The sequence below is a fragment of the Kribbella sp. NPDC002412 genome, from assembly GCF_053592935.1.
Genome location: NZ_JBSFBL010000062.1, coordinates 1 through 25,600, shown reverse-complemented (window position 1 = coordinate 25,600; position 25,600 = coordinate 1). Strand labels below are relative to the sequence as shown.

Annotated in this window: 30 protein-coding genes and 1 riboswitch; of the genes, 20 read left to right on the top strand and 10 right to left on the bottom strand. The window is 70.3% G+C overall.

Going from position 1 to position 25,600, the window contains the following annotated elements; genetic code table 11:
• The first annotated feature begins 239 nt into the window (after window positions 1–239).
• The 8 genes from ACWCOV_RS35075 (at window position 240) to ACWCOV_RS35040 (ending at window position 7,547) form a co-directional block, all read left to right on the top strand.
• The gene (locus ACWCOV_RS35075; protein WP_449833668.1) at window positions 240–1,382 is read left to right on the top strand and encodes an MFS transporter; all 1,143 of its coding nucleotides are present in this window, start codon (window positions 240–242) and stop codon (window positions 1,380–1,382) included.
• A 57-nt stretch (window positions 1,383–1,439) separates the two neighbouring features.
• Window positions 1,440–1,573: riboswitch (FMN riboswitch) on the top strand.
• 137 nt (window positions 1,574–1,710) lie between these two features.
• Window positions 1,711–2,739: a bifunctional diaminohydroxyphosphoribosylaminopyrimidine deaminase/5-amino-6-(5-phosphoribosylamino)uracil reductase RibD gene (gene ribD / locus ACWCOV_RS35070; protein WP_449833667.1), complete on the top strand. Its 1,029-nt coding sequence runs from the start codon at window positions 1,711–1,713 to the stop codon at window positions 2,737–2,739.
• Complete coding sequence (locus ACWCOV_RS35065) at window positions 2,740–3,351, top strand: riboflavin synthase (RefSeq protein ID WP_449833666.1); 612 nt, start codon at window positions 2,740–2,742, stop codon at window positions 3,349–3,351. It begins immediately after the preceding gene.
• Window positions 3,348–4,016 carry a nicotinamide riboside transporter PnuC gene (pnuC, locus tag ACWCOV_RS35060; protein WP_449833665.1) on the top strand — a complete coding sequence of 223 codons (669 nt, stop codon included), beginning with the start codon at window positions 3,348–3,350 and terminating at the stop codon, window positions 4,014–4,016. Before ACWCOV_RS35065 ends, pnuC begins: the two co-directional genes overlap by 4 nt.
• A gap of 1 nt (window position 4,017) precedes the next feature.
• Complete coding sequence (locus tag ACWCOV_RS35055) at window positions 4,018–5,256, top strand: bifunctional 3,4-dihydroxy-2-butanone-4-phosphate synthase/GTP cyclohydrolase II (protein ID WP_449833664.1); 1,239 nt, start codon at window positions 4,018–4,020, stop codon at window positions 5,254–5,256.
• Window positions 5,256–5,726: a 6,7-dimethyl-8-ribityllumazine synthase gene (ribH, locus tag ACWCOV_RS35050; protein WP_449833663.1), complete on the top strand. Its 471-nt coding sequence runs from the start codon at window positions 5,256–5,258 to the stop codon at window positions 5,724–5,726. The genes ACWCOV_RS35055 and ribH overlap by 1 nt, the downstream gene beginning before the upstream one ends.
• Window positions 5,727–5,730: 4 nt before the next feature.
• Window positions 5,731–6,360 (top strand): class I SAM-dependent methyltransferase, encoded by a 630-nt coding sequence (locus ACWCOV_RS35045; protein ID WP_449833662.1) that lies wholly within the window; start codon window positions 5,731–5,733, stop codon window positions 6,358–6,360.
• Between the two features lie 26 nt (window positions 6,361–6,386).
• The gene (locus tag ACWCOV_RS35040) at window positions 6,387–7,547 is read left to right on the top strand and encodes an MFS transporter (RefSeq protein ID WP_449833661.1); all 1,161 of its coding nucleotides are present in this window, start codon (window positions 6,387–6,389) and stop codon (window positions 7,545–7,547) included.
• A 262-nt stretch (window positions 7,548–7,809) separates the two neighbouring features.
• Here ACWCOV_RS35040 and ACWCOV_RS35035 read toward each other — a convergent pair whose 3' ends face one another.
• On the bottom strand, window positions 7,810–8,775 hold the full coding sequence (locus tag ACWCOV_RS35035; RefSeq protein ID WP_449833660.1) for a hypothetical protein: 966 nt from the start codon (window positions 8,773–8,775) through the stop codon (window positions 7,810–7,812).
• A gap of 61 nt (window positions 8,776–8,836) precedes the next feature.
• Here ACWCOV_RS35035 and ACWCOV_RS35030 point away from each other — a divergent pair, with 61 nt between their 5' ends.
• Window positions 8,837–9,805 carry a helix-turn-helix transcriptional regulator gene (locus tag ACWCOV_RS35030; protein WP_449833659.1) on the top strand — a complete coding sequence of 323 codons (969 nt, stop codon included), beginning with the start codon at window positions 8,837–8,839 and terminating at the stop codon, window positions 9,803–9,805.
• On the opposite strand, the gene ACWCOV_RS35025 is transcribed toward ACWCOV_RS35030, so the two are convergent.
• Complete coding sequence (locus tag ACWCOV_RS35025; protein ID WP_449833658.1) at window positions 9,793–10,278, bottom strand: MarR family transcriptional regulator; 486 nt, start codon at window positions 10,276–10,278, stop codon at window positions 9,793–9,795. The genes ACWCOV_RS35030 and ACWCOV_RS35025 overlap by 13 nt on opposite strands.
• 67 nt (window positions 10,279–10,345) lie before the next feature.
• Here ACWCOV_RS35025 and ACWCOV_RS35020 point away from each other — a divergent pair, with 67 nt between their 5' ends.
• A complete protein-coding gene (locus ACWCOV_RS35020) occupies window positions 10,346–10,984 on the top strand; it encodes an NAD(P)-dependent oxidoreductase (protein ID WP_449833657.1) in 639 nt (212 codons plus the stop codon).
• Window positions 10,984–11,493: an anthrone oxygenase family protein gene (locus ACWCOV_RS35015; protein ID WP_449833656.1), complete on the top strand. Its 510-nt coding sequence runs from the start codon at window positions 10,984–10,986 to the stop codon at window positions 11,491–11,493. Before ACWCOV_RS35020 ends, ACWCOV_RS35015 begins: the two co-directional genes overlap by 1 nt.
• Here the strand turns inward: ACWCOV_RS35015 and ACWCOV_RS35010 are convergent.
• Window positions 11,418–12,398, bottom strand: a complete 981-nt coding sequence (locus ACWCOV_RS35010; RefSeq protein ID WP_449833655.1) for a P1 family peptidase — start codon at window positions 12,396–12,398, stop codon at window positions 11,418–11,420. The genes ACWCOV_RS35015 and ACWCOV_RS35010 overlap by 76 nt on opposite strands.
• Here ACWCOV_RS35010 and ACWCOV_RS35005 point away from each other — a divergent pair.
• The 4 genes from ACWCOV_RS35005 to ACWCOV_RS34990 are packed head-to-tail and all read left to right on the top strand — an operon-like array spanning window position 12,397 to window position 14,775.
• Complete coding sequence (locus ACWCOV_RS35005; RefSeq protein WP_449833654.1) at window positions 12,397–13,098, top strand: MBL fold metallo-hydrolase; 702 nt, start codon at window positions 12,397–12,399, stop codon at window positions 13,096–13,098. The two genes, ACWCOV_RS35010 and ACWCOV_RS35005, sit on opposite strands and share 2 nt — an antisense overlap.
• A 40-nt stretch (window positions 13,099–13,138) precedes the next feature.
• The gene (locus ACWCOV_RS35000) at window positions 13,139–13,402 is read left to right on the top strand and encodes a phosphoribosyl-ATP diphosphatase (RefSeq protein ID WP_360535585.1); all 264 of its coding nucleotides are present in this window, start codon (window positions 13,139–13,141) and stop codon (window positions 13,400–13,402) included.
• Between the two features lie 46 nt (window positions 13,403–13,448).
• Window positions 13,449–14,297 (top strand): ATP phosphoribosyltransferase, encoded by an 849-nt coding sequence (gene hisG / locus ACWCOV_RS34995; RefSeq protein ID WP_449833653.1) that lies wholly within the window; start codon window positions 13,449–13,451, stop codon window positions 14,295–14,297.
• A 10-nt stretch (window positions 14,298–14,307) separates the two neighbouring features.
• Window positions 14,308–14,775: a PH domain-containing protein gene (locus ACWCOV_RS34990; RefSeq protein WP_449833652.1), complete on the top strand. Its 468-nt coding sequence runs from the start codon at window positions 14,308–14,310 to the stop codon at window positions 14,773–14,775.
• On the opposite strand, the gene ACWCOV_RS34985 is transcribed toward ACWCOV_RS34990, so the two are convergent.
• Window positions 14,753–15,640, bottom strand: coding sequence for an aldose 1-epimerase family protein (locus tag ACWCOV_RS34985; protein WP_449833651.1), 888 nt, complete (start codon window positions 15,638–15,640; stop codon window positions 14,753–14,755). The two genes, ACWCOV_RS34990 and ACWCOV_RS34985, sit on opposite strands and share 23 nt — an antisense overlap.
• Before the next feature lie 96 nt (window positions 15,641–15,736).
• On the opposite strand from ACWCOV_RS34985, the gene ACWCOV_RS34980 reads away from it, so the two are divergent.
• The 3 genes from ACWCOV_RS34980 to ACWCOV_RS34970 are packed head-to-tail and all read left to right on the top strand — an operon-like array spanning window position 15,737 to window position 18,120.
• A complete protein-coding gene (locus tag ACWCOV_RS34980; RefSeq protein ID WP_449833650.1) occupies window positions 15,737–16,093 on the top strand; it encodes a YciI family protein in 357 nt (118 codons plus the stop codon).
• 6 nt (window positions 16,094–16,099) lie between these two features.
• The gene (locus ACWCOV_RS34975) at window positions 16,100–17,332 is read left to right on the top strand and encodes an RNA polymerase sigma factor (protein ID WP_449833649.1); all 1,233 of its coding nucleotides are present in this window, start codon (window positions 16,100–16,102) and stop codon (window positions 17,330–17,332) included.
• On the top strand, window positions 17,329–18,120 hold the full coding sequence (locus ACWCOV_RS34970) for a class I SAM-dependent methyltransferase (RefSeq protein WP_449833648.1): 792 nt from the start codon (window positions 17,329–17,331) through the stop codon (window positions 18,118–18,120). Before ACWCOV_RS34975 ends, ACWCOV_RS34970 begins: the two co-directional genes overlap by 4 nt.
• Here ACWCOV_RS34970 and ACWCOV_RS34965 read toward each other — a convergent pair.
• Entirely contained in the window at window positions 18,074–18,739 is a 666-nt protein-coding gene (locus ACWCOV_RS34965) for a uridine kinase family protein (protein WP_449833647.1), read from the bottom strand. The two genes, ACWCOV_RS34970 and ACWCOV_RS34965, sit on opposite strands and share 47 nt — an antisense overlap.
• Window positions 18,726–19,220, bottom strand: a complete 495-nt coding sequence (locus tag ACWCOV_RS34960; RefSeq protein ID WP_449833646.1) for a hypothetical protein — start codon at window positions 19,218–19,220, stop codon at window positions 18,726–18,728. The genes ACWCOV_RS34965 and ACWCOV_RS34960 overlap by 14 nt, the downstream gene beginning before the upstream one ends.
• A gap of 177 nt (window positions 19,221–19,397) precedes the next feature.
• Here ACWCOV_RS34960 and ACWCOV_RS34955 point away from each other — a divergent pair, with 177 nt between their 5' ends.
• On the top strand, window positions 19,398–19,892 hold the full coding sequence (locus ACWCOV_RS34955) for an SseB family protein (RefSeq protein WP_449833645.1): 495 nt from the start codon (window positions 19,398–19,400) through the stop codon (window positions 19,890–19,892).
• Here the strand turns inward: ACWCOV_RS34955 and ACWCOV_RS34950 are convergent.
• The 3 genes from ACWCOV_RS34950 to ACWCOV_RS34940 are packed head-to-tail and all read right to left on the bottom strand — an operon-like array spanning window position 19,878 to window position 23,472.
• Entirely contained in the window at window positions 19,878–22,310 is a 2,433-nt protein-coding gene (locus ACWCOV_RS34950; protein WP_449833644.1) for an FtsX-like permease family protein, read from the bottom strand. The two genes, ACWCOV_RS34955 and ACWCOV_RS34950, sit on opposite strands and share 15 nt — an antisense overlap.
• Window positions 22,307–23,050, bottom strand: a complete 744-nt coding sequence (locus ACWCOV_RS34945; RefSeq protein ID WP_449833643.1) for an ABC transporter ATP-binding protein — start codon at window positions 23,048–23,050, stop codon at window positions 22,307–22,309. Before ACWCOV_RS34945 ends, ACWCOV_RS34950 begins: the two co-directional genes overlap by 4 nt.
• A complete protein-coding gene (locus ACWCOV_RS34940; RefSeq protein WP_449833642.1) occupies window positions 23,047–23,472 on the bottom strand; it encodes a DUF1707 SHOCT-like domain-containing protein in 426 nt (141 codons plus the stop codon). The genes ACWCOV_RS34945 and ACWCOV_RS34940 overlap by 4 nt, the downstream gene beginning before the upstream one ends.
• Before the next feature lie 112 nt (window positions 23,473–23,584).
• Between ACWCOV_RS34940 and ACWCOV_RS34935 the strand changes: the two genes are divergently transcribed.
• Window positions 23,585–24,301, top strand: coding sequence for a TetR/AcrR family transcriptional regulator (locus ACWCOV_RS34935; protein ID WP_449833641.1), 717 nt, complete (start codon window positions 23,585–23,587; stop codon window positions 24,299–24,301).
• On the opposite strand, the gene ACWCOV_RS34930 is transcribed toward ACWCOV_RS34935, so the two are convergent.
• Window positions 24,298–25,464, bottom strand: coding sequence for a glycoside hydrolase 5 family protein (locus ACWCOV_RS34930; protein ID WP_449833640.1), 1,167 nt, complete (start codon window positions 25,462–25,464; stop codon window positions 24,298–24,300). The two genes, ACWCOV_RS34935 and ACWCOV_RS34930, sit on opposite strands and share 4 nt — an antisense overlap.
• Window positions 25,465–25,600 lie beyond the last annotated feature (136 nt).

Sequence of the window (25,600 nt, the reverse complement as noted above, 5' to 3'; positions counted from 1 at the left end):
GCTGGCTGCGGGTGGAGGTGTGCGGGGGCGGCCGGTTGGTGTGGGGGCCGAGCTGGCTGGCTGCGGGTGGAGGTGTGCGGGGGCGGCCGGTTGGTGTGGGGGCCGAGCTGGTGGGCCCGGGCGCTGGGGTGTTGGTGGGCTGGTTAATCGGGAGGCGGGGGTGGGGGTGGGGTGGTGGAATGGGGTGAGTGAGGGACTCCAGCGTTGTGGCCGGGCGGGGGGTGGGGGTTCGGCGGGTTGTGGCGGCTTTGGCGGTCACGACGACGGTGGGGTACGGGGTGCTGACGTATGCGTTCAGTGTGTTGCTGGGGCCGATGTCCCGCGAGTTGGGGATCTCGACGACGACCGCGGTGGGGGCGTCGACGGTGGCGGTGCTGGTGACCGGGCTGATGTCGATTCCGGTCGGGCGGTGGCTGGACGCCAGGGGCGGGCGCGCGTTGATGACGGGCGGGTCGGTGCTCGCGGCGGTCGCCGTACTGGGGTGGTCGCAGGTTCAGAACGCGGTCCAGTTGTACGGCGTCTTCGTGGGGATCGGGATCGCGTCGGCGATGGTGCTCTACCCGCCGGCATTCGCGGTGGTGGTTGCGGTGGCACGGCCGGAGTCGCGGACGAACGCAATCCTCACGATCACGCTGGTCGGCGGCTTGGCGAGCTCGATCTTCATCCCGTTGACCGGCCAGCTCGCCGACGCGCACGGCTGGCGGGGGACCCTCCAGATCCTCGCGGCGGTGCTCGCCGCGACCACCATCCCGTTGCATGCCCTAGTGGTACGGCGGACCACACCGCAGCCCGAGCGGGGTCAGCCAAGAGCCCCACGCCACGCGATCAGAGATCCCGGGTTCTGGGTGCTGGCCGGCTCCTTCGTGGTGCACAGTGCGGCCTTGGCAGTGATCTCGGTCCATCTCGTGCTGTACCTGATCAGCCTCGGCCACCGACCGGCCACCGCGGCGACGCTCGCCGGGCTGCTGGGCCTGTTGTCCGTGACCGGACGGCTCGTCGCGAGTGTCTCGGCGCGGTGGTTGCCAATGGCTACCATCACCGCGCTCGTCCTGACCGTGCAGGGCGTGGCCATCTCGTTGCTGCCGGTAGCGGGCAAGGAGATCGCCGGGGCGGTCGTCTGCCTGACGCTGTTCGGCCTCGGGCTCGGGGTGTCGTCGATCGCGACGCCGGCGATCCTGCTGGACCGGTACGGCGCCGACGGGTTCGGCACCATCTCCGGGATCCTGACCACGCCGGTCACCATCGCGAAGGCGGTCGGCCCGCTGGCCGGGGCGGCGCTGGCCGAGGCGTTCGGCTACCGGCCGCTCATCCTGACGGTCGCGGCGGCCTGTCTGACCGCCGCGGCCGGGCTCGCCGTCACGCAGCGGATGCCCAGGATGTGACCTGGGTCCTGGCCGGCTGGACTGGTGGTGGCACACTTGAAGTACGAGTGAACCCACTCGCGTGCTCCGGGGTCGGTGTAATTCCGAGCCGGCGGTGACAGTCCGCGACCCGGCCGCAGCAGTCGAGCGGCCGGTTGACCTGGTGGAATTCCGGGACCGACGGTGAAAGTCCGGATGGGAGGCGCACGCGATCGGCGGGTGCGCTCTGACGTTCGGCAACGCGACCCACAAGGTCCGCCGCGACCGCGGCAAGCGACCCCGGACGGCAGTGCGTGTGCGCCGGTTGTCACGAACCCCGGAGTGCGTCCGTGACAACGAGGGACCGTGAGTGAACAACGCTTCGCCGATCGACGTCGCCTGGATGCGGCGTGCGGTCGAGCTGGCCGCCAAGGGCATCGGCAGCACGCACCCGAACCCGGTGGTCGGCTGTGTCGTCACCGGCCGCGACGGGCATCCGGTCGGTGAGGGTTTCCATGCCGTTGCCGGTGGCCCCCATGCCGAGGTCGTGGCGCTGACCATGGCCGGTGATCGGGCCCGCGGCGGTACGGCGTACGTGACGCTCGAACCGTGCAACCACACCGGCCGGACCGGGCCGTGTGCCGACGCGTTGATCGAGGCCGGTGTCGCCCGCGTGGTGTACGCCGTACCGGACCCGAACAAGCAGGCGGCCGGCGGCGCCGAGACGCTGCGGAACAAGAACATCCAGGTGGATGAGGGCGTGCTGCAGGAGGAGGCCGAGGCGGTCAACCATGTGTGGCTGCACAGCGTCCGGATGGGCCGCCCGTTCGTCACCTGGAAGTTCGCCACCACCCTGGACGGGCGCTCGGCCGCCCCGGACCGGAGCAGCAAGTGGATCACCGGGCCGATCGCCCGCGCCGACGTGCACCGCAAGCGGGCCGAGTGCGACGCGATCGCGGTCGGCACCCAGACGGTGCTGGACGACGACCCGGAGCTGACGGTCCGCGACGAGCACGACGTACCAGCGGCTCGGCAGCCGCTGCGGGTCGTGGTCGGCGACCGGGAGATCCCGGAGACCGCGCGGGTCCGCAACGACCGCGCGGAGACGCTGATCCTGCCGACGCACGACCCCGCCGAGGTGCTCCGGCAGCTCGACGACCACCACATCCGGCACCTCTGGCTCGAGGGCGGCCCGACGCTGGCCGCCGCCTTCCTCCGCGCCCAGCTGGTCGACCAGATCGTCGCGTACGTCGCCCCGGCCGTGCTCGGCTCCGGGTACGCCGCGATCGGCGACCTCGGCGCGGAATCGATCGACCACCTTCAGCGGTTCAAGCTAGCGGACGTCACCCGTCTCGGCGACGACGTCCGGCTGACCCTGACTCCTCTTGGAGGGAAGTAGATGTTCACCGGCATCATCGAAGAACTCGGCGCCGTCGAGTCGCTGGACCTGCTGGACGGAGACGCCGCCCGGCTCACCATTCGGGGCCCGAAGGTGACCGAGGACGCCCGGCACGGCGACTCGATCGCGGTCAACGGCTGCTGCCTGACGGTGATCGAGCACGGTGACGGCGTCTTCACCGCCGATGTGATGCGCGAAACGCTGAAGCGGACCAGCCTGGGCAGCCTGGACAAGGGCTCGAGCGTCAACCTCGAGCGGGCGGTCACGGCCCACGCCCGGCTCGGTGGGCACATCGTCCAGGGCCACGTGGACGGCACCGGCACGATCGCGAGCCGGACGCCGGCCGAGCACTGGGAGGACGTCCGGGTCGCGACCACGCCCGAGATCCTCAAGTACGTCGCCGAGAAGGGCTCGATCGCGATCGACGGCGTCTCGCTGACCGTCACCGACGTGGACGACGCGACCGGCACGTTCGGGGTCAGCCTGATCCCGACCACGCTCGAGCTGACCGTGCTCGGCCGCAACCAGGTCGGCGACACCGTGAACCTCGAGGTCGACGTGATCGCCAAGTACGTCGAGCGGCTGCTCACCGCCAAGGGAGGGGACCAGTGATCGACTGGTTGCTGCACTCGGAGGTGGAGATCGCCGGCTCGCCGGTGCTCGTCCGCGAGATCGTCGGCAACGTGTTCGGCCTGGGCAGCGCCCTGTTCGGCATGCGCCGGCTGGTCGCCGCCTGGCCGGTCGGCATCGTCGGCAACGTGCTGCTGTTCACCGTCTTCGTCGGCGGGATCTTCGACACCCCGCAGGACAAGGACCTCTGGGGCCAGGCCGGTCGCCAGGTGTTCTTCGCGCTGGTCAGCCTCTACGGCTGGTACCGCTGGTACCAGACCCGCCACGGCGGCGCCGGCAAGGCGGTGCAGCCGCGCTGGGCGACCGCCCGCGAGCGGCTCGAGCTGCTCGGGTTGGCCGTCGTCCTCTACGCGATCTCGTACTTCGTCCTGCGCGAGCTCGGCTCGTGGGGACCGCAGTGGGACGCGTGGATCCTGACCGGGTCGATCCTGGCGACGTACGGGATGGCCCGCGGGTTCGTCGAGTTCTGGCTGATCTGGATCGCTGTCGACGTGGTCGGCGTACCGCTGCTGATCCAGGCGAAGTTCTACCCGTCGGCGACGATGTACATCGTCTACGGGCTGTTCTGTGTCCTCGGGTTCGCCTCCTGGTGGCGGATCCAGAACCAGGAGCGGACCGTGGCTCCGGAACCAGTGGTGGTGGGCTGACATGGGTGACGTGCTGAAACTCGACACGATCGAGCATGCGATCGACGAGATCCGGGCCGGGCGGCCGGTGATCGTGGTCGACGACGAGGACCGCGAGAACGAGGGCGACCTGATCTTCGCCGCGTCCAAGGCGACGCCGGAGCTGCTGGCGTTCCTGATCCGGTACAGCTCCGGGGTGGTCTGCGTCCCGATGGAGGGCGCCGAGCTGGACCGGCTCGGCATCCCGCTGATGACCCCGCACAACCGGGAGCGGATGCGGACGGCGTACACGATCTCGGTCGATGCCCGCGACGGCATCAGCACCGGCATCTCGGCCGCCGACCGGGCCCGGACGATCCGGGTGCTGACCGACTCCGCGTCCGAGCCGTACGACCTGGTCCAGCCGGGGCACGTGTTCCCGCTGCGCGGCCGCGACGGCGGCGTCCTGGTGCGCCCCGGGCACACCGAGGCGTCGATCGACCTGGCCCGGCTGGCCGGGCTGACGCCGGCCGCGGTGATCTCGGAGCTGGTGAACGACGACGGCACGATGAAGCGCGGTCCGGAGCTGCGCGAGTTCGCCGACGAACACGGGCTGGTGCTGGTGTCGATCGACGATCTGATCCGCTACCGGCGCCGTACCGAGAGCCAGATCCAGCGGGTCGCGACCACCACGCTGCCGACCCAGTACGGCGATTTCGTTGCCCACGGCTACCGGAACATCGTCGACGGGTCGGAACAGCTGGCGCTGGTCCGCGGCGATATCGCAGACGGGCCGACGCTGGTGCGGCTGCACTCGGAATGCCTGACCGGCGACGTGTTCGGGTCGCTGCGGTGCGACTGCGGTCCGCAGCTGGACGAGGCGCTGCGTCAGGTGGCGGCCGAGGGCGGTGTCGTCGTGTACCTGCGCGGGCACGAGGGTCGCGGGATCGGCCTGCTGCACAAGCTGCAGGCGTACGAGCTGCAGGACGCGGGCCGCGACACTGTCGACGCGAACCTGGACCTCGGACTGCCCGCGGACGCCCGTGACTACGGCACCGGCGCGCAGATCCTGGCCGACCTCGGCGTCACCTCTGTCCGGCTGCTGACCAACAACCCGGACAAGCTGGCCGGCGTTCAGGGCTACGGCATCGACGTGGTCGAGCGCCGCAGCATCTCGATCGACCCGACCGAACACAACCTGCGGTACCTGCGGACCAAGCGCGACCGGATGGGCCACCACCTGCCCGCCGGTGTCCTCGCCGAAGAGAACGGAGCCGGCTGATGTCGGGCAGTGGAGCACCCACCATCGAGACCCCGCGGGTCGACGGCGCCCGCGTCGCGATCGTCGGAGCACAGTGGCACCCGAAGGTGACCGACGCCCTGGTGGCCGGCGCGATCCGCGCGCTGGACGAGTCCGGCGTCACCGACTACACCGTGATCCGGGTGCCGGGATCCTTCGAGCTCCCGGTCGCGACGTTGCACGCGGCAAAGAGTGGGTACGACGCGGTGATCGCCCTCGGAGTCGTGATCCGCGGAGACACTCCGCACTTCGAGTACGTCTGCCAGGCCGCGACCGAGGGCCTGATGCAGGTCGGCGTGACCACGGGCGTCCCGATCGGCTTCGGCGTACTGACCTGCGACAACGACCCGCAGGCGCTGGACCGCGCCGGCCTCCCGGACAGCCGCGAGGACAAGGGCTACGAAGCAACCCAGGCCGCGCTCTCGACCCTGGTGGCCATCCGTAGTCTTTAGCCTCATGGACTGGCACCGCTGGCACGGCGACTACGACGTACCCGGTTCGTTCCTCGCGCGGCGTCTGGAGGTTGTGCAGGCGCAGCTCCGGCTGGCGCTGGACGCTGCGCCGCCGGGTCCGCTGACGGTGGTGAGCCTTTGCGCGGGCGAGGGCCGGGACTTGCTCGAGGTGCTCCCAGAGCATTCACGCCGAGACGATGTGCGGGCTCGGCTGGTCGAGCTGGATCCACGCTGTACGGCGGTTGCCGCCGAGGCGATCCGGGTCGCGGGGCTGGCCGACGTCGAGGTGGTCGAGGGCGATGCGGCGCTGACGGATCAGTACCAGGGGCTGGTGCCGGCGGACGTCGTACTGGCGTGTGGGGTGTTCGGCAACATCGTGGACGCGGACATCGAGCGGACCGTCGAGACCTGTCGGCAGTTGACCAAGAGCGGCGGCACGGTGATCTGGACTCGGCACCGGGGTGCGCCCGACCGGGTGCCGGCGATCTGCGGGTGGTTCGAGGAGCGCGGGTTCGAGCGGGTGTTCGTGTCCGATCCGGAGGCTGGCTTCGGGGTCGGCGTACATAGGTATGGCGGGGTGCCCGAGCCGCTGGTGCTGGGGCGGAGCATGTTCACGTTTGTGCGCGACCTGTGAGGTACCGGCCGCTGGTTTGGTTGGCGGTGGCAACGTTCTCGACGGGGATCGACGGGTATGTACTGGCGGGGTTGTTGCCGGCGATCGCTTCGGACTTGCGGGTTGTCGAGGCGGCGGCCGGCCAGCTGGTGTCGGCGTTTGCGTTGACGTCGGCTTTGGCGGCGCCGTTGCTCAGTACGGCGACCAGCCGGTGGGAGCGGCGTCGTACGATCGCGATCGCGTTGGGTGTGTTCGTGGTGGGGAATCTGATCGTCGGGCTCGCGCCGACCTATGCGGTGGCGCTCGGCGGGCGGGTGGTGGCGGCGCTGGGCGGATGTCTGCTCAACGCTGCGGTTACTGGCTATGTGATCGCGCTGACGCCGGCCAAGCACCACGGCAAGGCGCTGTCGTTCGTGCTCGGCGGGTGGATGGCGGCGACTGCCCTTGGCGTGCCGCTTGGTCTGGTCATCGGGCAGTCGAGTTGGCGGTTCCCGATGATTCTGGTCGCGGTGGTGGGAACGGTCGCGTTGGCGGGGATCGTGCTCAGGCTTCCGCGCCTGCATCTTCCCGCCGGGACGTTGGCCGACCGGCTGCGTCCGCTCGGTCAACCGCGGCTGCTGGCCGGGCTGCTCGTCACGACGGGCATCCTCTGCAGCAGCTACATCTGCTTCACCTACGCCACGCTGATCCTCGAACCGGCGTTCCCCGCCGAGTGGATGATCATCCTGGTCATGTTCGGCTACGGCCTGGCCAGCATGCTGGGCAACGCGGTCACCGGTCGGCTGACTGACCGCTTCACGGCGCTCCGCGTGCTGACCGTCGTACTGATCGGGCTGTTGCTGGATGCTGCGTTGGCTGCGCTGGTGTTCAAGGTCAGCGGCGTGCTGGCGGTCGCGGGCCTGCTGTGGTTCTTCGCCGCCGGCATCGGCAACGGCGGCGCGGCCGTCCCCCAACAGGCCCGCCTAGCCGCCCTGGCCCCCGACTCCGCAGCCATCGTCATGGCCCTCAACGGCAGCGCCATCGCCCTCGGCTGCGCGCTCGGCAGCGCCCTAGGCGGCGTAGCCCTCGCGGCCGGCACCCCCGCACCCGCACTACCGGCGGTCGCCGCGCTGATCCTCGCCCTAACCCTGGCCCTCCACCTGATCCTCGCGAGGGGCTCGGTCCTCCCAACGCACGCTACCCAGCCCCTCCTTCGCCGCGGCCGCTAGGAACTGATTCCGACCAGGTCGTCGGCCGCCCCTTCAACCAGGGCGCGGCGGCTGAGTCCCGCTCCGCATCCAGCAAGGCTGTGGTTGTGACCGCGGCGGTCCCACCGCCGATCGGAGGGGTATCCGTCCGACCTGTGGGTTCTCCCCTCGTGTACCAGGGGAGAACCCACACCACGGCCGGATATCCCCTCGAGTGATGCGTTGCCGGCGGCCGCCGGCGGCAGGCAGGCAGCAGTGGCTGCGTGGCGGGCGTGGGGAGGGGCTAGCTGATGCGCGTGTGTTGCATTTTCCAGTTGGGGATCCAGGTTTGGCCGCCGTCGGTGGAGAAGGCTTGTTCCCAGGCGGCTTTGTCGGTGCCGGGGGTCCAGGTGAAGCGGACGTCGATGGGTTGGCCTTCCCAGACGTCGGGGCCTTCGAAGATTCCGGTGCCGTCGGCGGTGAAGGAGCCGATGACCGGGGTTTCGAGTTGGCCGCGGAGGCTGTTGATCCAGTGGATGGCCCACGTCTTCGATGAAGGGTTGTAGATCCGCAGGGTCGCGCCGCGGAAGCCTTCGGTCGGGAACCAGCCCTCGTCGAAGCTGACCGCGCCGTCGAAGTACGACCAGACCTCCATGGCCGACTCGACGTCGTACCACTCGGCCGGTGAGCCCAGCGCGGGCTTGCGACGGCTGTTGTGCATGTCCCACCGGCCGACGAGGAAGTCGAAGTCATCGGTCAGCTTCGGTACGTCGAGCGCAGGCGGCGGCGTGTCCCGGCGGGTGAAGTCCATGACCCAGTTGAGTTCCCAGGTCTCGCCGCCGTCGTTGGAGTAGCACTGCTCCCAGTGCGCGGTCCGCTCGGTGATGTCGGACCACTCGTAGCTGACCATCACCTTCTGCCCGTTCACCTCCTCGTCCGCACCGATGAGCCGGCAGGAGGTGCCGTCCTCCGTCCAGCCGCCGCGCACCGGCGGGTAGAGCTCCATGGTGCGGCCGTCGATCCACCAGATGCTCCACTCCTTGGCCACGGGGTCGAACAGCCGCACGGACATCCCGTACGACGACCTCGTCGGGAACCGCATCTCGTCGATGCTGATCGCTCCGTCGAAGTGCGTGCGCGCCGTCGTGGTGCCCTCGAACTCGTTCCACTCGTCGCAGCCCACGAAGACCTGCTTCAGGGTTCGGTGCCGGACGTCGAAGTACCCGTTCAGGAAGTCGAAGTCGCCGGTCACCTTGGTCCATGTCGTCATGCAGCCAGCATCCGATCGATACCTGACAGCGCGTGGCAGTGTTCGGAGCTAACCTCGAGACATGCGTTCGAGCCGGCTGCTGTCGATCCTGCTGTTGCTGCAGACCCGCAGGCAGCTGACCGCGCGTGAGCTCGCCAATGAGCTGGAGGTGTCGCTTCGCACGATCTACCGCGACGTCGAGGCGCTCGCGGCGGCGGGCGTGCCCGTGTACGCCGACCAGGGCAGAGCCGGCGGTTATCGCCTCGTCGAGGGGTACCGCACGAAGCTGACCGGACTCACCGAGCAGGAGGCGGCCGCGCTGTTCCTCGTCGGCATGCCTGGCGCGGCCGCGGCGCTCGGCCTCACCGCGGAGACGAGTGCGGCCGAGCTCAAGCTGCTGGCCGCGCTCGCCCCGGACCAACGCGACCGAGCCGGCCGCTTGAAGAACCGCTTCCACCTCGACTTGCCCGCGTGGTACCAGGACGCCGAGAACTCGCCACACCTGTCCGCTGTCGCCGACGCCGTCCTGCATGACCGCCGGATCAAGGTCCTGTACCGGCGCTGGGAGGCGCCCCGCGAGGTCGAGCGCGTGCTCGAGCCCTACGGCCTCGTGCTCAAGAACGGCGCCTGGTACGTCGTCGCCGCCACACCCGGCGGGATCCGGACCTACCGGGTGTCCAGCATCCTCGAGCTCACCCCGACCGACGAGGAGTTCGAGCGTCCGGCCGACTTCGACCTCCCCGGCTTCTGGCAGGAACGCCTGGCCGGGTTCGACCAGACCCGCTTCACCGGCGAGGCCGTCGTACGCGTGTCGTCCCACCTCGCCGCGCACATGCACGACGTGTCCTTCCCGATCCTGGTGAAGGCGGTCGCCGCCGCCGACCCGGCCGAGGACGGCAGCGTGACCGTCACCATCCCGATCGAGTCCGTCGGCAACGCGGCCGCCACCCTGTCCCGCTTCGGCAACTCCCTCGAGGTCCTCGATCCACCAGAACTACGAGCCGAGCTGGCAGCGCTCGGCCGCACCCTGCTGAACCTCTACGAATCCTGACCCAAGGTCTCGGTCGCGGATCGGCCGGCCTCGGTGCTGCGCCGGAGGAAACCGGCGATCAGTTCGAGTTCGTCGTCCGAGTAGTCGGCCAGTACGTCGTCCATCGCGCCGAGCATCGGCTGGTAGAGCCGGAAGACCTCCATCCCGCGGTCCGGCAGGACGCGGATGCTCACGCTGCGCCGGTCCCCGCGGGCGCGGTCCCGGGCGATCCAGCCGGCCCGCTCGAGCCGATCCAGGATGCCGGTCAGCGTCGCCGGGTGCAGGCCGGCCTGGCGGGCCAGCGCGCTCGGGGTCAGCGGACCCTTCCGCGCGAGTACGTCGAGGCAGTCGAGGTCGACGTCCTTCAGCGCCAGCTTGCCGCCGACCTGGTGGTTGAGCAGGGCGAGCTGGATCCGCAGGTCGCGCAGCGCGGCCTTGACCTCGTTGCCGATCCGCCGGCGGTGACGCGCGTCACCCGGTTGTGTCTGTTCCATATATTATGAGTTCCGTACTATATGAGTTGCAGATGACCTGACTGACGATAGCGCAGGAGGAGTACAGATGAGGCTCACGGTTTTCGGTGCGACGGGCGGGATCGGCGGTCACGTCGTACGGCAGGCGCTGGATGCGGGGCACCAGGTGACGGCGGTGGTTCGGGCGTCGTCGTCGTACGACGTGGCGCATCCCGCGCTGGAGGTGTTCCGGGTTCCCGGGCTGACCTCGGCCGAGCCGCTCGTCGAGGCGGTGGACGGCAGCGACGCGGTCATCTCCGGTGTCGGGCCGCGCGGGCGCAAGGACGGGCCGGTCGCCTCCGGCAGCACGCACTCGATCCTCGCCGCGATGGCGAAGACCGGCGTACGGCGCTTCGTCGCGGTGAGCGCGGCGCCCCTCGGCCCGGCCGCTCCGGACGAGAGTTTCGTCAACCGGCGTCTGCTGCTGCCGATGATCAACGCGTTCGCCGCCGACGTGTACGCCGACCTGCGGGTGATGGAGGCCGACATCGAGGGCAGCGACACCGACTGGACGATCGTGCGGCCGCCGAAGCTGACCAGCAAGGCGCTGACTGGCACCTATCGCACGGTCGTCGGCGGGACGGTCTCGCGTGGCTACACCGTCTCGCGCGCCGACGTCGCCCACCTCATGCTGGCCCTCCTCACCACGCCGGCGACCATCAACCAGGCAGTTGGGGTGGCGTACTGATGGACAGGCTCGTGCGTACCGCCAGTCTGCTGTTCACCGGCCTGTTCGCCGGCTTCCTGCTTGGCGTCCTGGTGCTGGAGAACTCCTTGCGCGGGTACGGCGCTGAGGTCTACACGCAGGTGCGTCAGGTCGAGTTGGACGCCCTCGACACGCTCGCGTCGGTGACGCTGATCCCGGCGATCATCACGACCGTGGTCCTGGTGGTGCGGGCGCGGGGTAGTCACCGCCGGATCGCTCTCCTCGCCACCGGGTTGCTGTTGCTCGTGTTCGTCACATCTCTCGCGATCAACCTGCCGATCAACGCGGAGCAGGCCGACTGGGTGGTTCAGAGCCCACCGGCGGACTGGGCCGCGGTGCGGGATCGGTGGCAGGTAGCGCACCTTGTCCGCACCGTCGCTGCCGTGGTCGCCTTTGGTGCTCTGGCTGTCGGTAGTCAGCTGAGCAGGCCGGCGGACCCCAAGCGGGAGACGAGAACGTCGTGGGCGACCGCTCGAGCGGTGCGGCCCTGAAAGCCAGTGGTGGTCGTGGCCATGGTGAGGGAGTTGAGGAGAGCCTCCTCGGTTGACTCGATCGTGGCCTGGAATACCGGGCGCAGGCCCTTCTCGGCAAAGGAGCGACCGGCCTGAGTGGTGAAGGCGATGGCGTAGTCGCCGCTGCCGGGGGCGTAGTCGGAGCCGACGCGGGACATCGCGAAGACCGCGCGGCGGGCGACGCGGCCCAGTTGGCGGGCGTCGAGAGGGAGATCGGTGGCGACGACGATCATGCAGGAGTTGCCGTCGGCATCGAGCGGTGCGGCCGGGATCTCGGCGCCGCGGACGGTCAGCGTGCCGGAGAAGTTGGCTTGGACCAGTACGCCGATCGTCCCCGAGCCGACCGTCCGGGACGCCGTACCGATGCCGGCCTTGAAGCCGAGGGCCGTCGTCCCGGTCCCGGCGCCGACGCAGCCCTCGGCCGGAAGCGCGGAGGAGGCCGAATCGAGCGCGGCGTGGACATGCGAGGGCGTGATCGGGCGGCTGCGGATGTCGGAGAGATGGCCGTCGTTGGTCTCGCCGACGACCGGGTTCAGGCTGGTCGCGCGCGGGTTCCGGTCGAGCAGCCAGGTGAGCAGCGCGTCGGCTACCCGGAAGACGCTCAGCGTGCCGGTCAGCAGGATCGGTGTCTCGATCACGCCCAGCTCGTCCACCTGAGTCGATCCGACCAGCTTGCCGTACCCGTTGCCGACCGCAACCGCCGCCGGGAGGCCGTCCGCGTACGAGGACGGCACGATCGCGGTCACGCCCGTCCGCAGGTCGCCCGCGGAGATGGTCGTCTGGCCGACGCGCACCCCAGGCACGTCGGTGATCGCGTTGAGCGGACCGGTCGGCAGCGTGCCCATGGCGATGCCGAGGTCGCGGACTCTCCGGGGAGTTTGCATGGCAGCTATCGTCGGCCAGGTGCTGGAACAGCTGAACGGCCGGGTGTGGCTCTACCCGCATGATCCCGACCCCGACGCGATCCGCCCGTCGGTCGCGGTGATCGCCGACGACCGGGGGAGCGTCGTGATCGACGCCGGCAACAGCCCCGAGCACGCACGCGAGATCCAGGCGGCGATCGCCCAGGCAGGCCTGCCCGCCGCCCGTTGGCTGGTCTACACGCACCACCACTGGGACCACATCTGGGGAGCGTGTGCCTGGGACGACGCCACCGTCGTCGCGCACGCGGCCGCCGTCGAGATCCTGACCAACGAGGCCGAGCGCCCGTGGAGCCACCGCTACCTGCACGACCAGGTCCAGGCGAACCCCAGACTCGGGCCCAGTTTCCGCGCCCGCGCCCTCGCCGTCCCCGAATGGACGGACTTCCGGATCGTCCTTCCGGACCAGACCTTCGACGACACGCTCACGCTGCCGACCGGCGTCGTACTGCGTCATGTCGGTGGCAACCACGCGCCCGACTCGCTGGTCGCGATCGACTCCGGCGTGATCCTGCTCGGCGACGCGTTCTACCCGCCGCCGTTCCACCTGCGCTCGGAGTCCGACACCATCGACCACGGCATGGTGAAGCGCCTGCTGGCCGAGAATCACACCTGGTACGTCGACGCTCACTCACCGCCACGGGGTCCCGGTAGACGGACCTGACCGGACGCCGTCACCACCGGGCCTCTAGGCTGGGCGCGCGATGAAGACCTTTGAGGAACTGTTTGCCGAGCTGGGCGAGAAGGCGCTGACGCGGCCGGAGGGATCCGGGACCGTGGCGGCGCTGGATGCCGGCGTGCACGCGATCGGCAAGAAGCTGGTCGAGGAGGCCGCCGAGTCCTGGATGGCCGCCGAGTACGAGAGCAAGGAGCGGGCCGCCGAGGAGCTGTCCCAGCTGCTCTACCACGCGCAGGTGATGATGCATGCGCTCGGCCTGGACCTCGACGACGTGTACCGACATCTGTAGGAGCTGATCCCGCACACCATCGGTTCACTTCAGAAAGGGCAGTGTCATGCTGCGCGTCGCAGTACCGAACAAGGGCTCGCTGAGCGAGGCCGCCATCGAGATCCTCTCCGAGGCCGGCTACAAGCAGCGGCGGACCACCAAAGACCTGACTCTGACCGACGCCGCGAACGAGGTCGAGTTCTACTACCTGCGCCCCCGCGACATCGCCGTGTACGTGGGCGAGGGCACCCTCGACGTCGGGATCTCCGGCCGTGACCTGGTGCTCGACTCGCACGCCGACGCCGAGGTGATCATGGAGCTCGGCTTCGGCGGGTCCACGTTCCGGTTCGCCGGTCCGCCCGGGGCCGCGAGCTCGATCAAGGACCTGGCCGGCAAGCGGATCGCCACGTCGTACGCCGGAGTCCTGACCGACCACCTGGCCGACCACGGGGTCGACGCCTCGGTGGTCCGCCTGGACGGCGCGGTCGAGTCGGCCGTCCAGCTGGGCGTCGCGGACGTGATCGCGGACGTCGTCGAGACCGGTACGACGTTGCGCCAGGCCGGGCTCGAGGTGTTCGGCGACCCGATCCTGAAGTCCGAGGCGGTGCTGATCAAGCGGCACGGCGTGCAGACCCCGCCGAACGGGCTGCAGCAGCTGGTCCGCCGGCTGGAGGGCGTCCTGATCGCGCGGAACTACGTGATGATGGACTACGACATCCGCGCCGAGCAGGTCGACGCGGCCACCGCGGTCGCGCCCGGCCTGGAGTCGCCGACGGTGTCCCCGCTGCACCGGCAGGGCTGGGTCGCCGTCCGGGTGATGGTGCAGCGGGCCGACGCGCAGCGGATCATGGACCAGCTCTGGGAGGTGGGCGCGCGTGCCATCCTCACCACGGACATCCACGCCTGCCGGATCTGACGTGAGTCCGGTGTCCGACCCTGACGATCGGCTGTTCACGTTCCACCCGCGGATCGTCGCGTTGATGGCCGGCGGGATGGGACTGTCGCTGATCGCGGTGTTCGGGGTGATCTGGTTCCGGTTGTCGGAGGACTCCCGGGACACGTTCAGCTGGTTCCAGCGGCTGACGCTGCTGGCGTTCTTCGGCGCGGTGCTGTGGATTCTCTACCGGATGACGACGCTGCGGGTGTCGGCGTACCCGGACCGGCTGCGGGTGCGGAACGTCTTCAAGTCGTACACGCTGCGGTGGGAGGACGTGACCGCGCTGCGGTTCAAGCCGGGGGACGCCTGGCTCCAGCTGTTCGATGCCGATGGCAACCGGCTGGGCATCCTCGCGATCCAGGCTGCGGAAGGCCTCCGCGCGAGCAAGGCGGCCAAGGAGCTGGCCGCCGTCGCTCGCGCGCAGGGCGCCGGCCCTAGACCGACACCCGGAACGTAGTCGTGTGGGAGTCGCCGGGCTCGAGGACCACCAGGTTCTGCCCGGTGATGAACGCGTTCGGCGGACACGTCATCGGCTCGACGGCAAGCGCCGTACGCCCGATTGCGCCGCCGGTGTAGAGCTGCAGCCAGGCCGTGTCGCTGGTCAGGACCGACCGGGCGCCGGTGTCCGGATCGGTCAGCGTGACCGACCACGTGCTGCCGCCGAGCCCGGTGAACGCGTTGTCGATCTCGAGGTCCCCGATCACCCGGCCCGTGCTGAAGTCGTACGGCGAGTCGTGGATCGGCGACAACCCGATCGGCGTCATCCGCTCCGGCGACACCTCCAGCCACTCGGCCGCCCGGAACTCCAGCACGCACTCGTCGATCGACCGCCCGACACTCAGGTACGGATGGGTCCCATACCCGTACGGCGCATCGCTCACGCCGGCGTTGGTCGCGGTGGCGGTCACCGTGAGCCCGTCGGAGCCCAGCTGGTAGCGGAGCCGCAGCTCGAGCTGGTGCGGGTACCCGGGCTGGCCGTGCAGCCGGTGACCGGCCTCGACCACGGCCGGGTCGGCGCCGTCGTCCACCCGCTCCCAGTTCGCCCAGCGGGTCAGGCCGTGGATCGCGTTCTGCCGGCCCGGCTCGGTCAGGTACAGCTGCTGGTCGACGCCCTCGAACGTGTATTTCCCGTCGGTGATCCGATTCGGCCACGGGAACATGTGCTGCCCGATCCCGGCACGCGCCGGCTCGTCCTCGCCGTACCCGAGCAGCACCTCCCGCCCGTCGTACGTGAGCCCGCGAAGGCCGCCACCGACGCTCACCACCGTCGCGGCGTACCCGTTCGCCTGCAGTCCCCACTGCTCCCCGGAAGGCAGAATCATGCCCACCATCCTGACAAACTTTCTCCGAGGCGGCTGTCCATCGGGGCCTGACCCGTTCGTGGTGATGCTGTAAACACGCCTACAGGAGGTTCCGAGATGAAGTACTTGCTGCTGATCAACGCCGGTGAGGTCGACCTGAGCGACGGCGGGGCGGTCGGGTGCGAGCCGGAGGACTGGATGCGGTTCGACAAGGAGATCCAGGACGCCGGGGTCGTGGTCGCGTCCGAGTCGCTGGCCGACCTGGTCACCGCCACCCGGGTCCAGGTCGCGAACGACGGGAAGCGGACGGTGACCGACGGCCCGTACGCCGAGACCCGCGAGGTCCTGGGCGGTTTCTACGTGATCGACGTACCGGACCTCGACGTCGCGCTGGAGTGGGCCGCCAGGTGCCCCGGCTCCCGAGGCGGCGGCTCGATCGACGTCCGCCCGGTCGCCGAGTTCCCGGGAGCCTGACCCGCCATGCACGCCGAGGTCGAGGCGGTGTTCCGGGAGGAGCGTGGGCGGCTGCTGGCCGCGCTCGCCCGGCGGTTCGGTGACCTCGACCTCGCCGAGGAGGTCACGTCGGAGGCGATCGAGACAGCTCTGACGCGCTGGCCGGTCGACGGCGTACCGCCCAATCCGGGTGCCTGGCTGATGACCACGGCGCGGCGGAAGGCGGTCGACCGGCTGCGGCGCGACCAGGTGTACGCCGCCAAGCTCGCGATCCTGCAGGTCGACGCCGACCGGGCCGCTCCGGCGCCGGTCGGCGGCGAACTGCCGGACGAGCGGCTGCAACTGTTCTTCACCTGCGCGCACCCGGCCCTCGCGGCCGAGGACCGCGGCGCGCTGACGCTGCGGTGCCTGGCCGGGCTGACCACGCCGGAGGTGGCGCGCGCGTTCCTGGTCCCGACCGCCACGATGGCGAAGCGGATCGTCCGGGCGAAGAAGAAGATCAAGGACGCGCGGATCCCGTTCCGCGTCCCCGGTCCGGACGAGTTGCCGGAGCGGCTGCCCGGCGTCCTGCAGGTGATTTACTCGGTCTTCACCGAGGGGTACGCCGCCAGCTCGGGACCGTTCCTGCAACGCCTGGACCTGGCCGAGGAGGCGATCCGGCTGGCCCGGATCCTGCGCCGCCTGCTCCCGGACGAGCGCGAGGTCGCCGGCCTCCTCGCGCTGATGTTACTGATCCACGCCCGCCGCGACGCCCGCACCGGCCCGGACGGCCAGGTGGTCCTGCTCGACGACCAGGACCGCACGCTCTGGGACCGCGAGCTGATCGCCGAGGGCAGTGAGCTGGTCGTCGCCTCGCTGACCGGCGGCCCAGCCGGACCCTACGGCGTGCAGGCCGCGATCGCCGCCCTCCACGACGAAGCAACCGACGTCGCCGGCACCGACTGGCCACAGATCGTCGCCCTGTACGACGTCCTGATCGCCATGGACCCGTCTCCGGTGGTCGCCCTGAACCGGGCAGCCGCCATTGCCATGCGTGACGGGCCGGAAGAAGGACTGGCGCTGCTCGACGACCTGGCCGACGAGCCGCGGTTGCGCGAGTACCACCCGTACCCGATGGCCCGGGCCGACCTCCTGCACCGCCTGGGGCGTTTACCTGAGGCAACGGCGGCGTACCAGGAAGCCCTCGCGCTGGCGGGCACCGAACCCGAGCGCGCACACCTGCGGCGGCGCCTTGCCGCGATCACCGGGGAGACCCCATGACGGATCGGCTGAGTCGTATCGCGCGGGGTTGGGACCAGGCGGCCGACGGTTACGAGGCGTACTTCGTGCCCCGGTTCGCGCCCTGGGTGAGCACGGCGGTGGAAGCGCTGGACGATCTGCCGGACGGACCGATCCTGGTGCCGTGCTGCGGGACGTTCCCCGAGGCCGAGCTCCTGCTCGAGCGCTTTCCCGGCCGGGAGCTCGCCGGGATCGACCTCTCGGCCGGAATGGTCGAGCGCGCCCGCGAACGCCTCGGTCAGCGCGTCACCGTGGTTCAGGGTGACGCGAACATCCTCGACGCGCGGTGGTCCGGGGCGTGCGCCGCCGTCGTCTCGGCCTTCAGGCTCCAGCAGCTACCCGATCCCGAGGCCGCGATCCGCTCGTGGACGGCTGCGCTGAAGCCCGGCGGCCGGCTGTCGGTCGTCTACTGGCCCGAGGTCACTGAGGACGACGGGCCGTTCGCGCTGGTGGCGAAGGCGATCGGCGAACGCAGCGACTACTCCTGGGAGGGCCGCCTCCTCGACGGGCTCGATGCGGTGGTCGAGCGGGACGAGTTCGTGGTGCACCCGATGACCCATCCGGACGCGGCGACGTACTTCGACACCTCCGACCACGGCGGGTCGATGCGAGCGCTGGCCTTGGCCCGCGGCGACGACTACATCGCGCAGGTCCGGGAGAAGTACCTGGAGCAGGCGCCGGAGGGGGAGTGGACCCATCACCCGCGGGCGCGGCTGATCGTGGTCAGGAAGCCGCCGAGTCATGCGGAGGCAGTGCCACCGACTTCGTGACCAGCTCGAGGGCCGGGTCGTGCGGGATCGACGGGTTGCCGTCGACGATGACGTGCGCCCGGCCCCGGGTGCCCTGCTCGGCGAAGTGGTCGCGTTCCCAGCGCATCCACTCCAGCCAGTGGTCGCGCAGAGCCTCGCCGTCGCGGGCGATCCCGCGGTCGAGGCGTACCTCGTTCGACGTCTCGATCCAGACCCGCAACGACTGCCAGCGGTCGGCGTCGCGGTCGCAGGAGGTGACACCCTCGACGATCAGCAACTCGACGGTCACCGGGACGACGTGCAGCTCGGCGTACATGCCGGTGTGCCAGTCGTAGCGCCGGTACCGTCCTTCGCGGCCGTCCGCGATCCGTTGCAGGACGTGGTCGCGGAGCAGGCCGAAACCGCGGACCGCGCCGGTCCAGCCGTCGTACAGGTCGTCCATGTGGATGACCCGGGTGTTGAGGTCGCGGGCCTCGGCGCGGGCCGCGAAGGTCGCCGCCAGGGTGGACTTGCCGGAGCCGGCCGGTCCGTCGACGCTGATCAGCCTGGTGTTGCCGAGGCGAGGCGGGGCGGACTGGACGTGGTCCAGCAGGGAGTCGATGGTCAGCGGGTGGGGGGCGTTCGTGTCAGTTGATTCCATGGCGCTTCAAGATGTCCTCGATCTCGTCGAACTCCGACGATTCCTGCTGCGTCGCCTTCGACCCCTTGGCGGGCTTGGCAGCTTTGGCGGGAGCGGCCGACGCGGGTTCCGGACCCGTGGCGGTCAGCTCACCCGCGGGCGAGGCGGGCTTCGATTTCGGTGCCTTCCGGTTCCCACCCCGGCCCCGGGCCACACCCGAGACCACGTAGAGCACGACCGAGACGCCGAACAGCGCGACCCCGGCCCACACGGTGGGCGAGAAGATCAGGTGGGTGACCCAGCTCACGCTCGAGCGCACCACGTCCCAGACCAGCTCGAGCAGGCCGGTCAGGTACAGCGAGACCGGCAACAGGGACCAGGCCACGCCACGGGTGCCGGCCGCCGCCCCGCGGCGCCGCCAGGCGGCCCACGAGCCGATCAGGCCGAGCAGCGTGAGGCCCACACAGAACGGCAGCAGCGTCAGATCGTTGAAGTCAGGCACGTGTCCAGGCTCGCACAGTCCGTGCCCGATCCAAGAGGGGAAGAGCCCTGAGCTGCCCCTGAAGGAGCCCGGACCGCCAGGCCATCACAATCGGTGGCCGATGCGCGGGGCGAGCGTGCCGGGGTGCCCACGGGTGCGATTGTGATGGCCTGGGGATTCGGGTGCACAATCGTGCGCATGCAACCTGAGCGCCGCCTGGCCTTCACGGGCTTCGACAACGACGACGGGTCGGCCGACCCCGCGCTGGCGAAGGCGCTCGCGGCGGGTGACCACGGCGCGGTCCTGGCCGCGCTGGCCAGAGCCCGGCTGCTGGTGCCGGTGGTGGCGATCCTCGGCGAGGTCGAGTACGACGAGAACGGCCTGGCGCACGACAAGACCTCCGACATGGCGGTCGCGCTGCTCCAGGGACAGGATGGCCGCAACGCCCTGCTCGCGTTCACCGGCACCGAGTCGCTCGCCCGGTGGAGCCCGGACGCCCGCCCGATGCCCGCGCAGTCCCAGTTGGTCGCGACCGCGGCGATCCAGGAAGGCGCCGCGGCGATCGTCATCGACGTGGCCGGCCCGGCCGTCGGAGTGATCGAGACCGACGACGTACGGCGCCTGGCCGCCGGCCTCCAGGTGGTTCGCCTGGAGGACGGCGGCTACGGGTGGATCGAGTCAACCGACCGGTGAGCTGAGCGCGTCCATCGGCTTCGCCCGCATGGCCAGCCGTGCGGTGATCGCAGTGGTGGGCAGGACCAGCAGGAGTACGACGGCGATCCAGCCGAGCAGGACCAGCGGCGTACCAGCGGGGATCGGCCAGCCGCGGGTGGCAACCGCGATCGGGAGCACCGCGCACGCGGCCGTCGCGACGCCAAGCACGAGGCCGAGCGCCGCGATCACCAGGTGTTCGAGGTAGAGCATTGCCTTCACCTGCCGGCGAGTCGAGCCGGTCAGCCGCTGCAGGCCGAACTCCCGCCGCCGGTCCAGCACCGCGACCGCGATCGTGTTGACCGAGGCGATCGCGGTGTAGGCGATCGCGATCCCGGCCAGCAGGTACCCGATCCACGCGTCGATCCCGAGCCCGGCGTCGTACTCCGCGGCCAGCAGCTCCCGATCACCGATCGTTGCCCCCGGCCACCGCGACAGGTCCGGCGCTACCGAGCCGTTCGTCGTGAGCAACAGCTGTGACGGAAGGCCGGACGTCGTGTGCGCGGCGAGCAGCGCGGCCGGCAGCAGAAGTGATTCGTAGCCGTCGGGTCCCTCGACCAGTGCGACCACCTTGACCTTCACCAGCGCGTTGTCCCCGAGGCGGACGCCGAGCTCGGAACCGACGCCGACCTTCAACTTGCGCGCTGTGTCCGGCGGCAGCGCGATGGTCGAGCCAATGAGGTCGTCGAGCGAGCCGGCCTTCACCTTGCCCTGGTACACCGGCCCGCTGAGGCCCAGGAGCGGCCACGGATCGCTGGTGTGCGAGGCGTCGTACGGCTCCTCGATCCAGCCCTTGCTGCGGGCCAGCTCGGACGCCGCGGTGACTCCGGGCAGCGAGCGCAGTTCGCTTGTCAGACCGGCCGGGATGCCCGCCGGGCTGGTCACGACGATGTCGGCGGCGAGGTTGCCCGTGTACGCATCGACCGCAGCCTGCTGTTGGGTGGTCTGCGAGTAGATGTTGCCGAGTGCGATCGCCGACGCGAGCGTGATCGGCACGAGGATCGCGGCGAACTGCGTGGCCCGCACCCGCAGGTTGGTCACCGCCAAGAATCCGCTCGGACCACGCTTCTCGAGGAACGCCGCCACTCGCGGTACCAGCGCCGTCCGGACCACCCGCGGCCCGAGGATCGCTACCGCGATCGAACCGGTCAGCCCGGCCGGCCCGCCGATCGCCGCCGCGTTCACCGGACTCATGAACATCGTCGCCAGCGCGATCCCGCCCGTGGCCGCGGCGAACACCAGGCCGACGACCAGCCGGGTCCTGCCCAGCTCACCCGACGGTACGGCGGCCTCCGCCAGCGCCTGGATCGGCCGGATCCGCGCCGCCCGCCCGGCCGCGATGCCCACGGCGACGCGCAGTACGACGAAGGTCAGCACGGCGGCTCCGGCGAACGGCAACGGGCCCTGGTCGAACCGCAGTTGCGACGGCACGATCCCGCCGTCGGTGAGCAACCCGAAGATCCAATCACCCGCCACCCGGCCGGCCACCAGCCCGAGGACGAGCCCGATCAACCCGACCACCATGGTTTCGGTGACCACCATCCGGCGCACCTGCCGCGGCGTCGCACCGCTGGCCCGGAGCAGCGCCAGTTCACGCCGCCGTTGCCGGACCGACAGCCCGATCGTGGCCGACACGACCAGCGCCATCACCACAGCCACCATCCCACCGAAGACGCCGGACATGATGATCAACGGCAGGCTCGTGGCGATCCCGCTGTACTCCGCGACGCCCCGGTCGTCCCCGACGTACGCCTCGACGCCTTCGGGCAACTCGAGCCGCAACGCTTGGGCAGTCACCCCCGGCGCCGGGAACACCCCGATCGCGTCGATCCCGCTCGGCACGTCGCCATCGGCGAAGAACACCGCCGGCGTGTCCACTCGTGCCGTCGCGACACCGGCGACGCTCACGTCTCGCGCCGTGCCGTTGACGACGACGCTGATCCGGTCACCCGGCCTCGACCCCAGCCGCTCGTCGACCACCACCTCGCCGGCAGCCGGCGGCCGCCCCGCGACGAGTTGGTACGGCGCCAACGCGGCCGACGACCAGGCGTGACCAACGACCGGCTTCTTGCTCGCGGCAACCACGACCGGGAAGGACCGATCCGGGATCGCCCGCGCGACTCCCGCCGTACCGGCGAGCGTGGTGACGAGGGATGCGTCGAGGGGTTGCCGTTCGGGGAAGGCGACCGAGCCGGAGCCGTTCGGCGGGTGGTAGGCCGGGTCGCCGGTGACGATGATCGGCGCGGCGGCGAGGCGTTGCGGTGGCGCGTTGAGCCGGAGGCCGGTTTCGAGCAGGCCGCCGGCGGCGCAGAGCAGTGCACTGCCGAATGTCACCGCGACGAAGATCGCGAGGAACGCCGCGGTCCGGTGCCGCAGGCTGGTGAAGGCGAGGCGGATCATGGCGAGACCTTCGATCGGGACGAGAGTTGGGCGAGGTGCGCCGCGACCGACTCGGCAGTCGGGCTCCCGGTTTCGGCGACGATCCGGCCGTCGACCAGGAACACGACGCGATCGGCGTACGACGCCGCGACCGGATCGTGCGTGACCATCACGATCGTCTGGCCGAGCTCCCGGGCCTGGTCCCGGAGCAGCGACAGCACCTCGAGCGCGGTGACCGTGTCCAGCGCCCCGGTCGGTTCGTCGGCGAACGTGATCGCCGTCCGCGCCGCCAGCGCCCGCGCGATCGCCACCCGTTGCTGCTGACCACCCGACAGCTCGCTCGGCCGGTGCCGGATCCGGTCGCCGAGCCCGACGCGCCGAATCACCTCCGACACCCACACCCGATCCGCCGACTTCCCGGCCAGCGTGAGCGGCAGTACGACGTTCTGCCGCACGGTCAGCGTGGGCATCAGGTTGAACGACTGGAAGACGAAGGCGACGTGTTCACGCCGCAACTCGGTCAACGAGGTCTCGTCGAGCCCACGCAGCGACCTGCCGACCAGGTGGACGTCGCCGGACGTCGGTGAGTCGAGTCCGGCGGCGCAGTGCAGCAGCGTGCTCTTGCCTGAACCCGACGGACCCATGACGGCGGTGAACGTGCCCTCGGCGAAGCCGTAGGTGACACCGTCCAGGGCCGTGACCGCGCCCGGGCCGGTGCCGTAGACCTTGCGGACCTCGGTGAGCTGGACCGGCGCGTTCACAGGTCCACCTGTAGGACGGTCTTGCGGTGATAGGACTCGTGGGTCCACCACAGGATGCCGACCGCCAGGCCGAGCCCGAGGTCCGAGAACAGCCACCACGGCCAGTCGAGGTTCCCGACGGCCGCCATGGTCAGCCAGACGATGAACTGCACCACACAGCTGACCAGCCAGACGGTCGTGAGCACGCGCATCGCGACCGTCAGCCCGTCCGGCGGGAGTGCGCCGTCGACGCCATCAAAGACCTGGTCAAGGTCGCCGCGCGTGCGGGCGGTGTGCAGCAGATCGCGCCGGTCGACGGCCTGCGGCGGGGTGAGCGTGCCACGCCGTACTGCGTTGTCCAGCCGGGCGGACGCGGCCTGCCGGTCGGTGTCGGAGAGCCGGACCTGGTCGGGGAGCAACAGCGGGTCGAGGACGGTATTCATCGGGAGTACCTGCTTTCAATCCGGGAGCCTTGGAAATAGCGTAGGGATTGAACAGTTTTCCCGGCAGTGGTGCTAGCACCCCTGTTGGCCGGCGTACGCGAGGATGGGAGACATGACCGAGGACCGGGGAGGACTGCCGCCGGGGCTGGCGCTGTCCTGGGGCGTGCTGCCGGTGCAGCGGCGCGGGCCCAAGCCGGCGCTGTCGGTGGAGCGGATCGTCGACACCGGGATCGAGTTCGGGGACCGGGACGGGTTCGAGGCGATCTCACTGCAGCGGATCGCGGCTCACCTCGGCGTCACCACGAACGCGATGTACCGCTACGTCCGCTCGAAGGACGAGCTGATCGTGCTGGTCCACGAGAAGGCGATCGGCCCGCCGCCCGACCTGCCGAGCGAGTGGCGAGCGGCGGCGACCGCGTGGGTGCAGGCGCAGGTCGACCGGTTCGCGGAGCGCCCGTGGATGCTCGACGTGCCGATCCGCGGCGCGCCGGTCACGCCCAACATGCTGCGGTGGGTCGAGGTGATGCTGCAGGCGCTGGCAGGCACCGGGCTGAGCCAGCACGACAATCTCGGCTGCCTGCTGCTCCTGAACGGGTTCGCGCACAACTACGCGAGCATGGTCCGCCAGCTCGCGGCCAGCGACAACACACCCGTCCAGGCGGAGGAGGTCGGCCGCTTCCTGGTCCCGCGGCTTGCCGAGGGCAACTACCCGATGCTGCTCGCCCTGTACACCAACCAGGAGTACGAGGACGGCGTCGACGACGACTTCGAGTTCGGCCTGACCCGGATCCTGGACGGCATCCAGGTCCTGATCGACGCGAAGGCCTAGGGCAGGACGATCCGGACCGGGCCGCCGGCGCGGGCGGCCACCCACCGCAGGTGGAACTCGCTGCCGGGGGCGACTTCCGGCCGCCGCTGCGGTTCCTCGCGCAGGTTGACCGGACACTCGAGGGTGGTGGCCTGCTTCGGGGAGACTCCGTTCGCCCGGACCTCGGCGATCACGTCCGCCAGCGCCTGCGCGGCCGGCTTGCGCTGGTGGTCCACGGTGAACAGGCCCAGGTCGTACTCGCGGTCCGGGAAGTCCAGCAGCCGCCGGTCGATGTCGTGCGACGACCACCAGGTCACACCCCACAGCGCCGGGTTCTCCAGCACCAGCTCCACCGTCCGCCGGGTGAACTCGGCCTGCAGGTCCACCGGGATGTCAGGCCCGGGTACGCCGATCTCCTGCAACCACACGGGCCGCGTCGGGTCCAGCGACGTCGCCGCGGCCAGCTCGACCAAGTAGTCCGCATGGCTGAGCGTCGCCGGACCGAGCGGACCGTCCACTCGGGAGACCCCGTTGAAAACCCACGAGTGGACAGTGCTCAGATCCCCCAGGTCCACCACGTCCGCCGGATGGAACGGGTGGTCGGCCTTGTACCAGGCGTCGTCGAACACCGAGTGCAGAGCCAGTACGCCGGGCGCCGCGTTCTTGACCGTGGTGAGCAGCTCCCGCGCCCAGCCGGTCGAGCTCTCGAAGCTGGTCGCGCTGTCCGGCCAGAGGTTGTTGACCTCGTTCCCGAGCGTGATCGCGAAGACGTTCGGCTTCGTCGCGACGGCGCGCGCGACGGTGTCGACGTACGCCGTCAGCCCGTCGCGGACCGTGGAGTCCTCGAACAGGCTGGCCTTGTGCCAGGTCAGCACCCACGACGGCAGGAAGTCGAAGCTGGACAGGTGGCCCTGGATCAGGTCGACCGCGACGGTCAGGCCGTGCTCGGCGGCGGCGTCGACGGTGTCCAGCAGGTCCTCGATCGCGCGCTCGCGGATGATCGCGCGGTTCGGCTGGATCCACGGCCAGATCGGGAACACCCGGACGTGGTCCAGGCCCAGTCCGGCCAGGTCGGCGAAGTCCCGCCGTACCGCCGCGCCGTCGTAGTCGAGCCAGCTGTAGAACCAGCCGGCCGACGGGACGTAGTTCGCGCCGAACCGGGGCGTGCCGGGATCCGAGAGCATGCGACGATGCTAAAACGGTTTAGGAACTGGAAGCAACTACAGCCGGCCCGCCCGCGCCCGCCCGCCCGCCCCGGCCGCGCGCCCGCCCCAACGTCACCCGTCGGCCCGACCTCACCCCCCGCACCCGCTTCACCCA

What these genes read in the sequence shown, in the direction of transcription:
- ACWCOV_RS35010 (WP_449833655.1), bottom strand. Translation starts at nt 12,398, where the DNA reads ATGCAAACTCCCCGGAGAGTCCGCGACCTCGGCATCGCCATGGGCACG.
- ACWCOV_RS34940 (WP_449833642.1), bottom strand. Translation starts at nt 23,472, where the DNA reads ATGAATACCGTCCTCGACCCGCTGTTGCTCCCCGACCAGGTCCGGCTC.
- ACWCOV_RS35000 (WP_360535585.1), top strand. Translation starts at nt 13,139, where the DNA reads ATGAAGACCTTTGAGGAACTGTTTGCCGAGCTGGGCGAGAAGGCGCTG.
- ACWCOV_RS34970 (WP_449833648.1), top strand. Translation starts at nt 17,329, where the DNA reads ATGACGGATCGGCTGAGTCGTATCGCGCGGGGTTGGGACCAGGCGGCC.
- ACWCOV_RS35005 (WP_449833654.1), top strand. Translation starts at nt 12,397, where the DNA reads ATGGCAGCTATCGTCGGCCAGGTGCTGGAACAGCTGAACGGCCGGGTG.
- ribH (WP_449833663.1), top strand. Translation starts at nt 5,256, where the DNA reads ATGTCGGGCAGTGGAGCACCCACCATCGAGACCCCGCGGGTCGACGGC.
- ACWCOV_RS35045 (WP_449833662.1), top strand. Translation starts at nt 5,731, where the DNA reads ATGGACTGGCACCGCTGGCACGGCGACTACGACGTACCCGGTTCGTTC.
- ACWCOV_RS35030 (WP_449833659.1), top strand. Translation starts at nt 8,837, where the DNA reads ATGCGTTCGAGCCGGCTGCTGTCGATCCTGCTGTTGCTGCAGACCCGC.
- ACWCOV_RS35055 (WP_449833664.1), top strand. Translation starts at nt 4,018, where the DNA reads ATGGGTGACGTGCTGAAACTCGACACGATCGAGCATGCGATCGACGAG.
- ACWCOV_RS34955 (WP_449833645.1), top strand. Translation starts at nt 19,398, where the DNA reads ATGCAACCTGAGCGCCGCCTGGCCTTCACGGGCTTCGACAACGACGAC.
- ACWCOV_RS35020 (WP_449833657.1), top strand. Translation starts at nt 10,346, where the DNA reads ATGAGGCTCACGGTTTTCGGTGCGACGGGCGGGATCGGCGGTCACGTC.
- ACWCOV_RS35015 (WP_449833656.1), top strand. Translation starts at nt 10,984, where the DNA reads ATGGACAGGCTCGTGCGTACCGCCAGTCTGCTGTTCACCGGCCTGTTC.
- ACWCOV_RS35065 (WP_449833666.1), top strand. Translation starts at nt 2,740, where the DNA reads ATGTTCACCGGCATCATCGAAGAACTCGGCGCCGTCGAGTCGCTGGAC.
- ACWCOV_RS34950 (WP_449833644.1), bottom strand. Translation starts at nt 22,310, where the DNA reads ATGATCCGCCTCGCCTTCACCAGCCTGCGGCACCGGACCGCGGCGTTC.
- ACWCOV_RS34965 (WP_449833647.1), bottom strand. Translation starts at nt 18,739, where the DNA reads ATGGAATCAACTGACACGAACGCCCCCCACCCGCTGACCATCGACTCC.
- ACWCOV_RS34975 (WP_449833649.1), top strand. Translation starts at nt 16,100, where the DNA reads ATGCACGCCGAGGTCGAGGCGGTGTTCCGGGAGGAGCGTGGGCGGCTG.
- hisG (WP_449833653.1), top strand. Translation starts at nt 13,449, where the DNA reads ATGCTGCGCGTCGCAGTACCGAACAAGGGCTCGCTGAGCGAGGCCGCC.
- ACWCOV_RS34985 (WP_449833651.1), bottom strand. Translation starts at nt 15,640, where the DNA reads ATGATTCTGCCTTCCGGGGAGCAGTGGGGACTGCAGGCGAACGGGTAC.
- ACWCOV_RS34935 (WP_449833641.1), top strand. Translation starts at nt 23,585, where the DNA reads ATGACCGAGGACCGGGGAGGACTGCCGCCGGGGCTGGCGCTGTCCTGG.
- ACWCOV_RS34980 (WP_449833650.1), top strand. Translation starts at nt 15,737, where the DNA reads ATGAAGTACTTGCTGCTGATCAACGCCGGTGAGGTCGACCTGAGCGAC.
- ACWCOV_RS35035 (WP_449833660.1), bottom strand. Translation starts at nt 8,775, where the DNA reads ATGACGACATGGACCAAGGTGACCGGCGACTTCGACTTCCTGAACGGG.
- ACWCOV_RS35025 (WP_449833658.1), bottom strand. Translation starts at nt 10,278, where the DNA reads ATGGAACAGACACAACCGGGTGACGCGCGTCACCGCCGGCGGATCGGC.
- ACWCOV_RS34930 (WP_449833640.1), bottom strand. Translation starts at nt 25,464, where the DNA reads ATGCTCTCGGATCCCGGCACGCCCCGGTTCGGCGCGAACTACGTCCCG.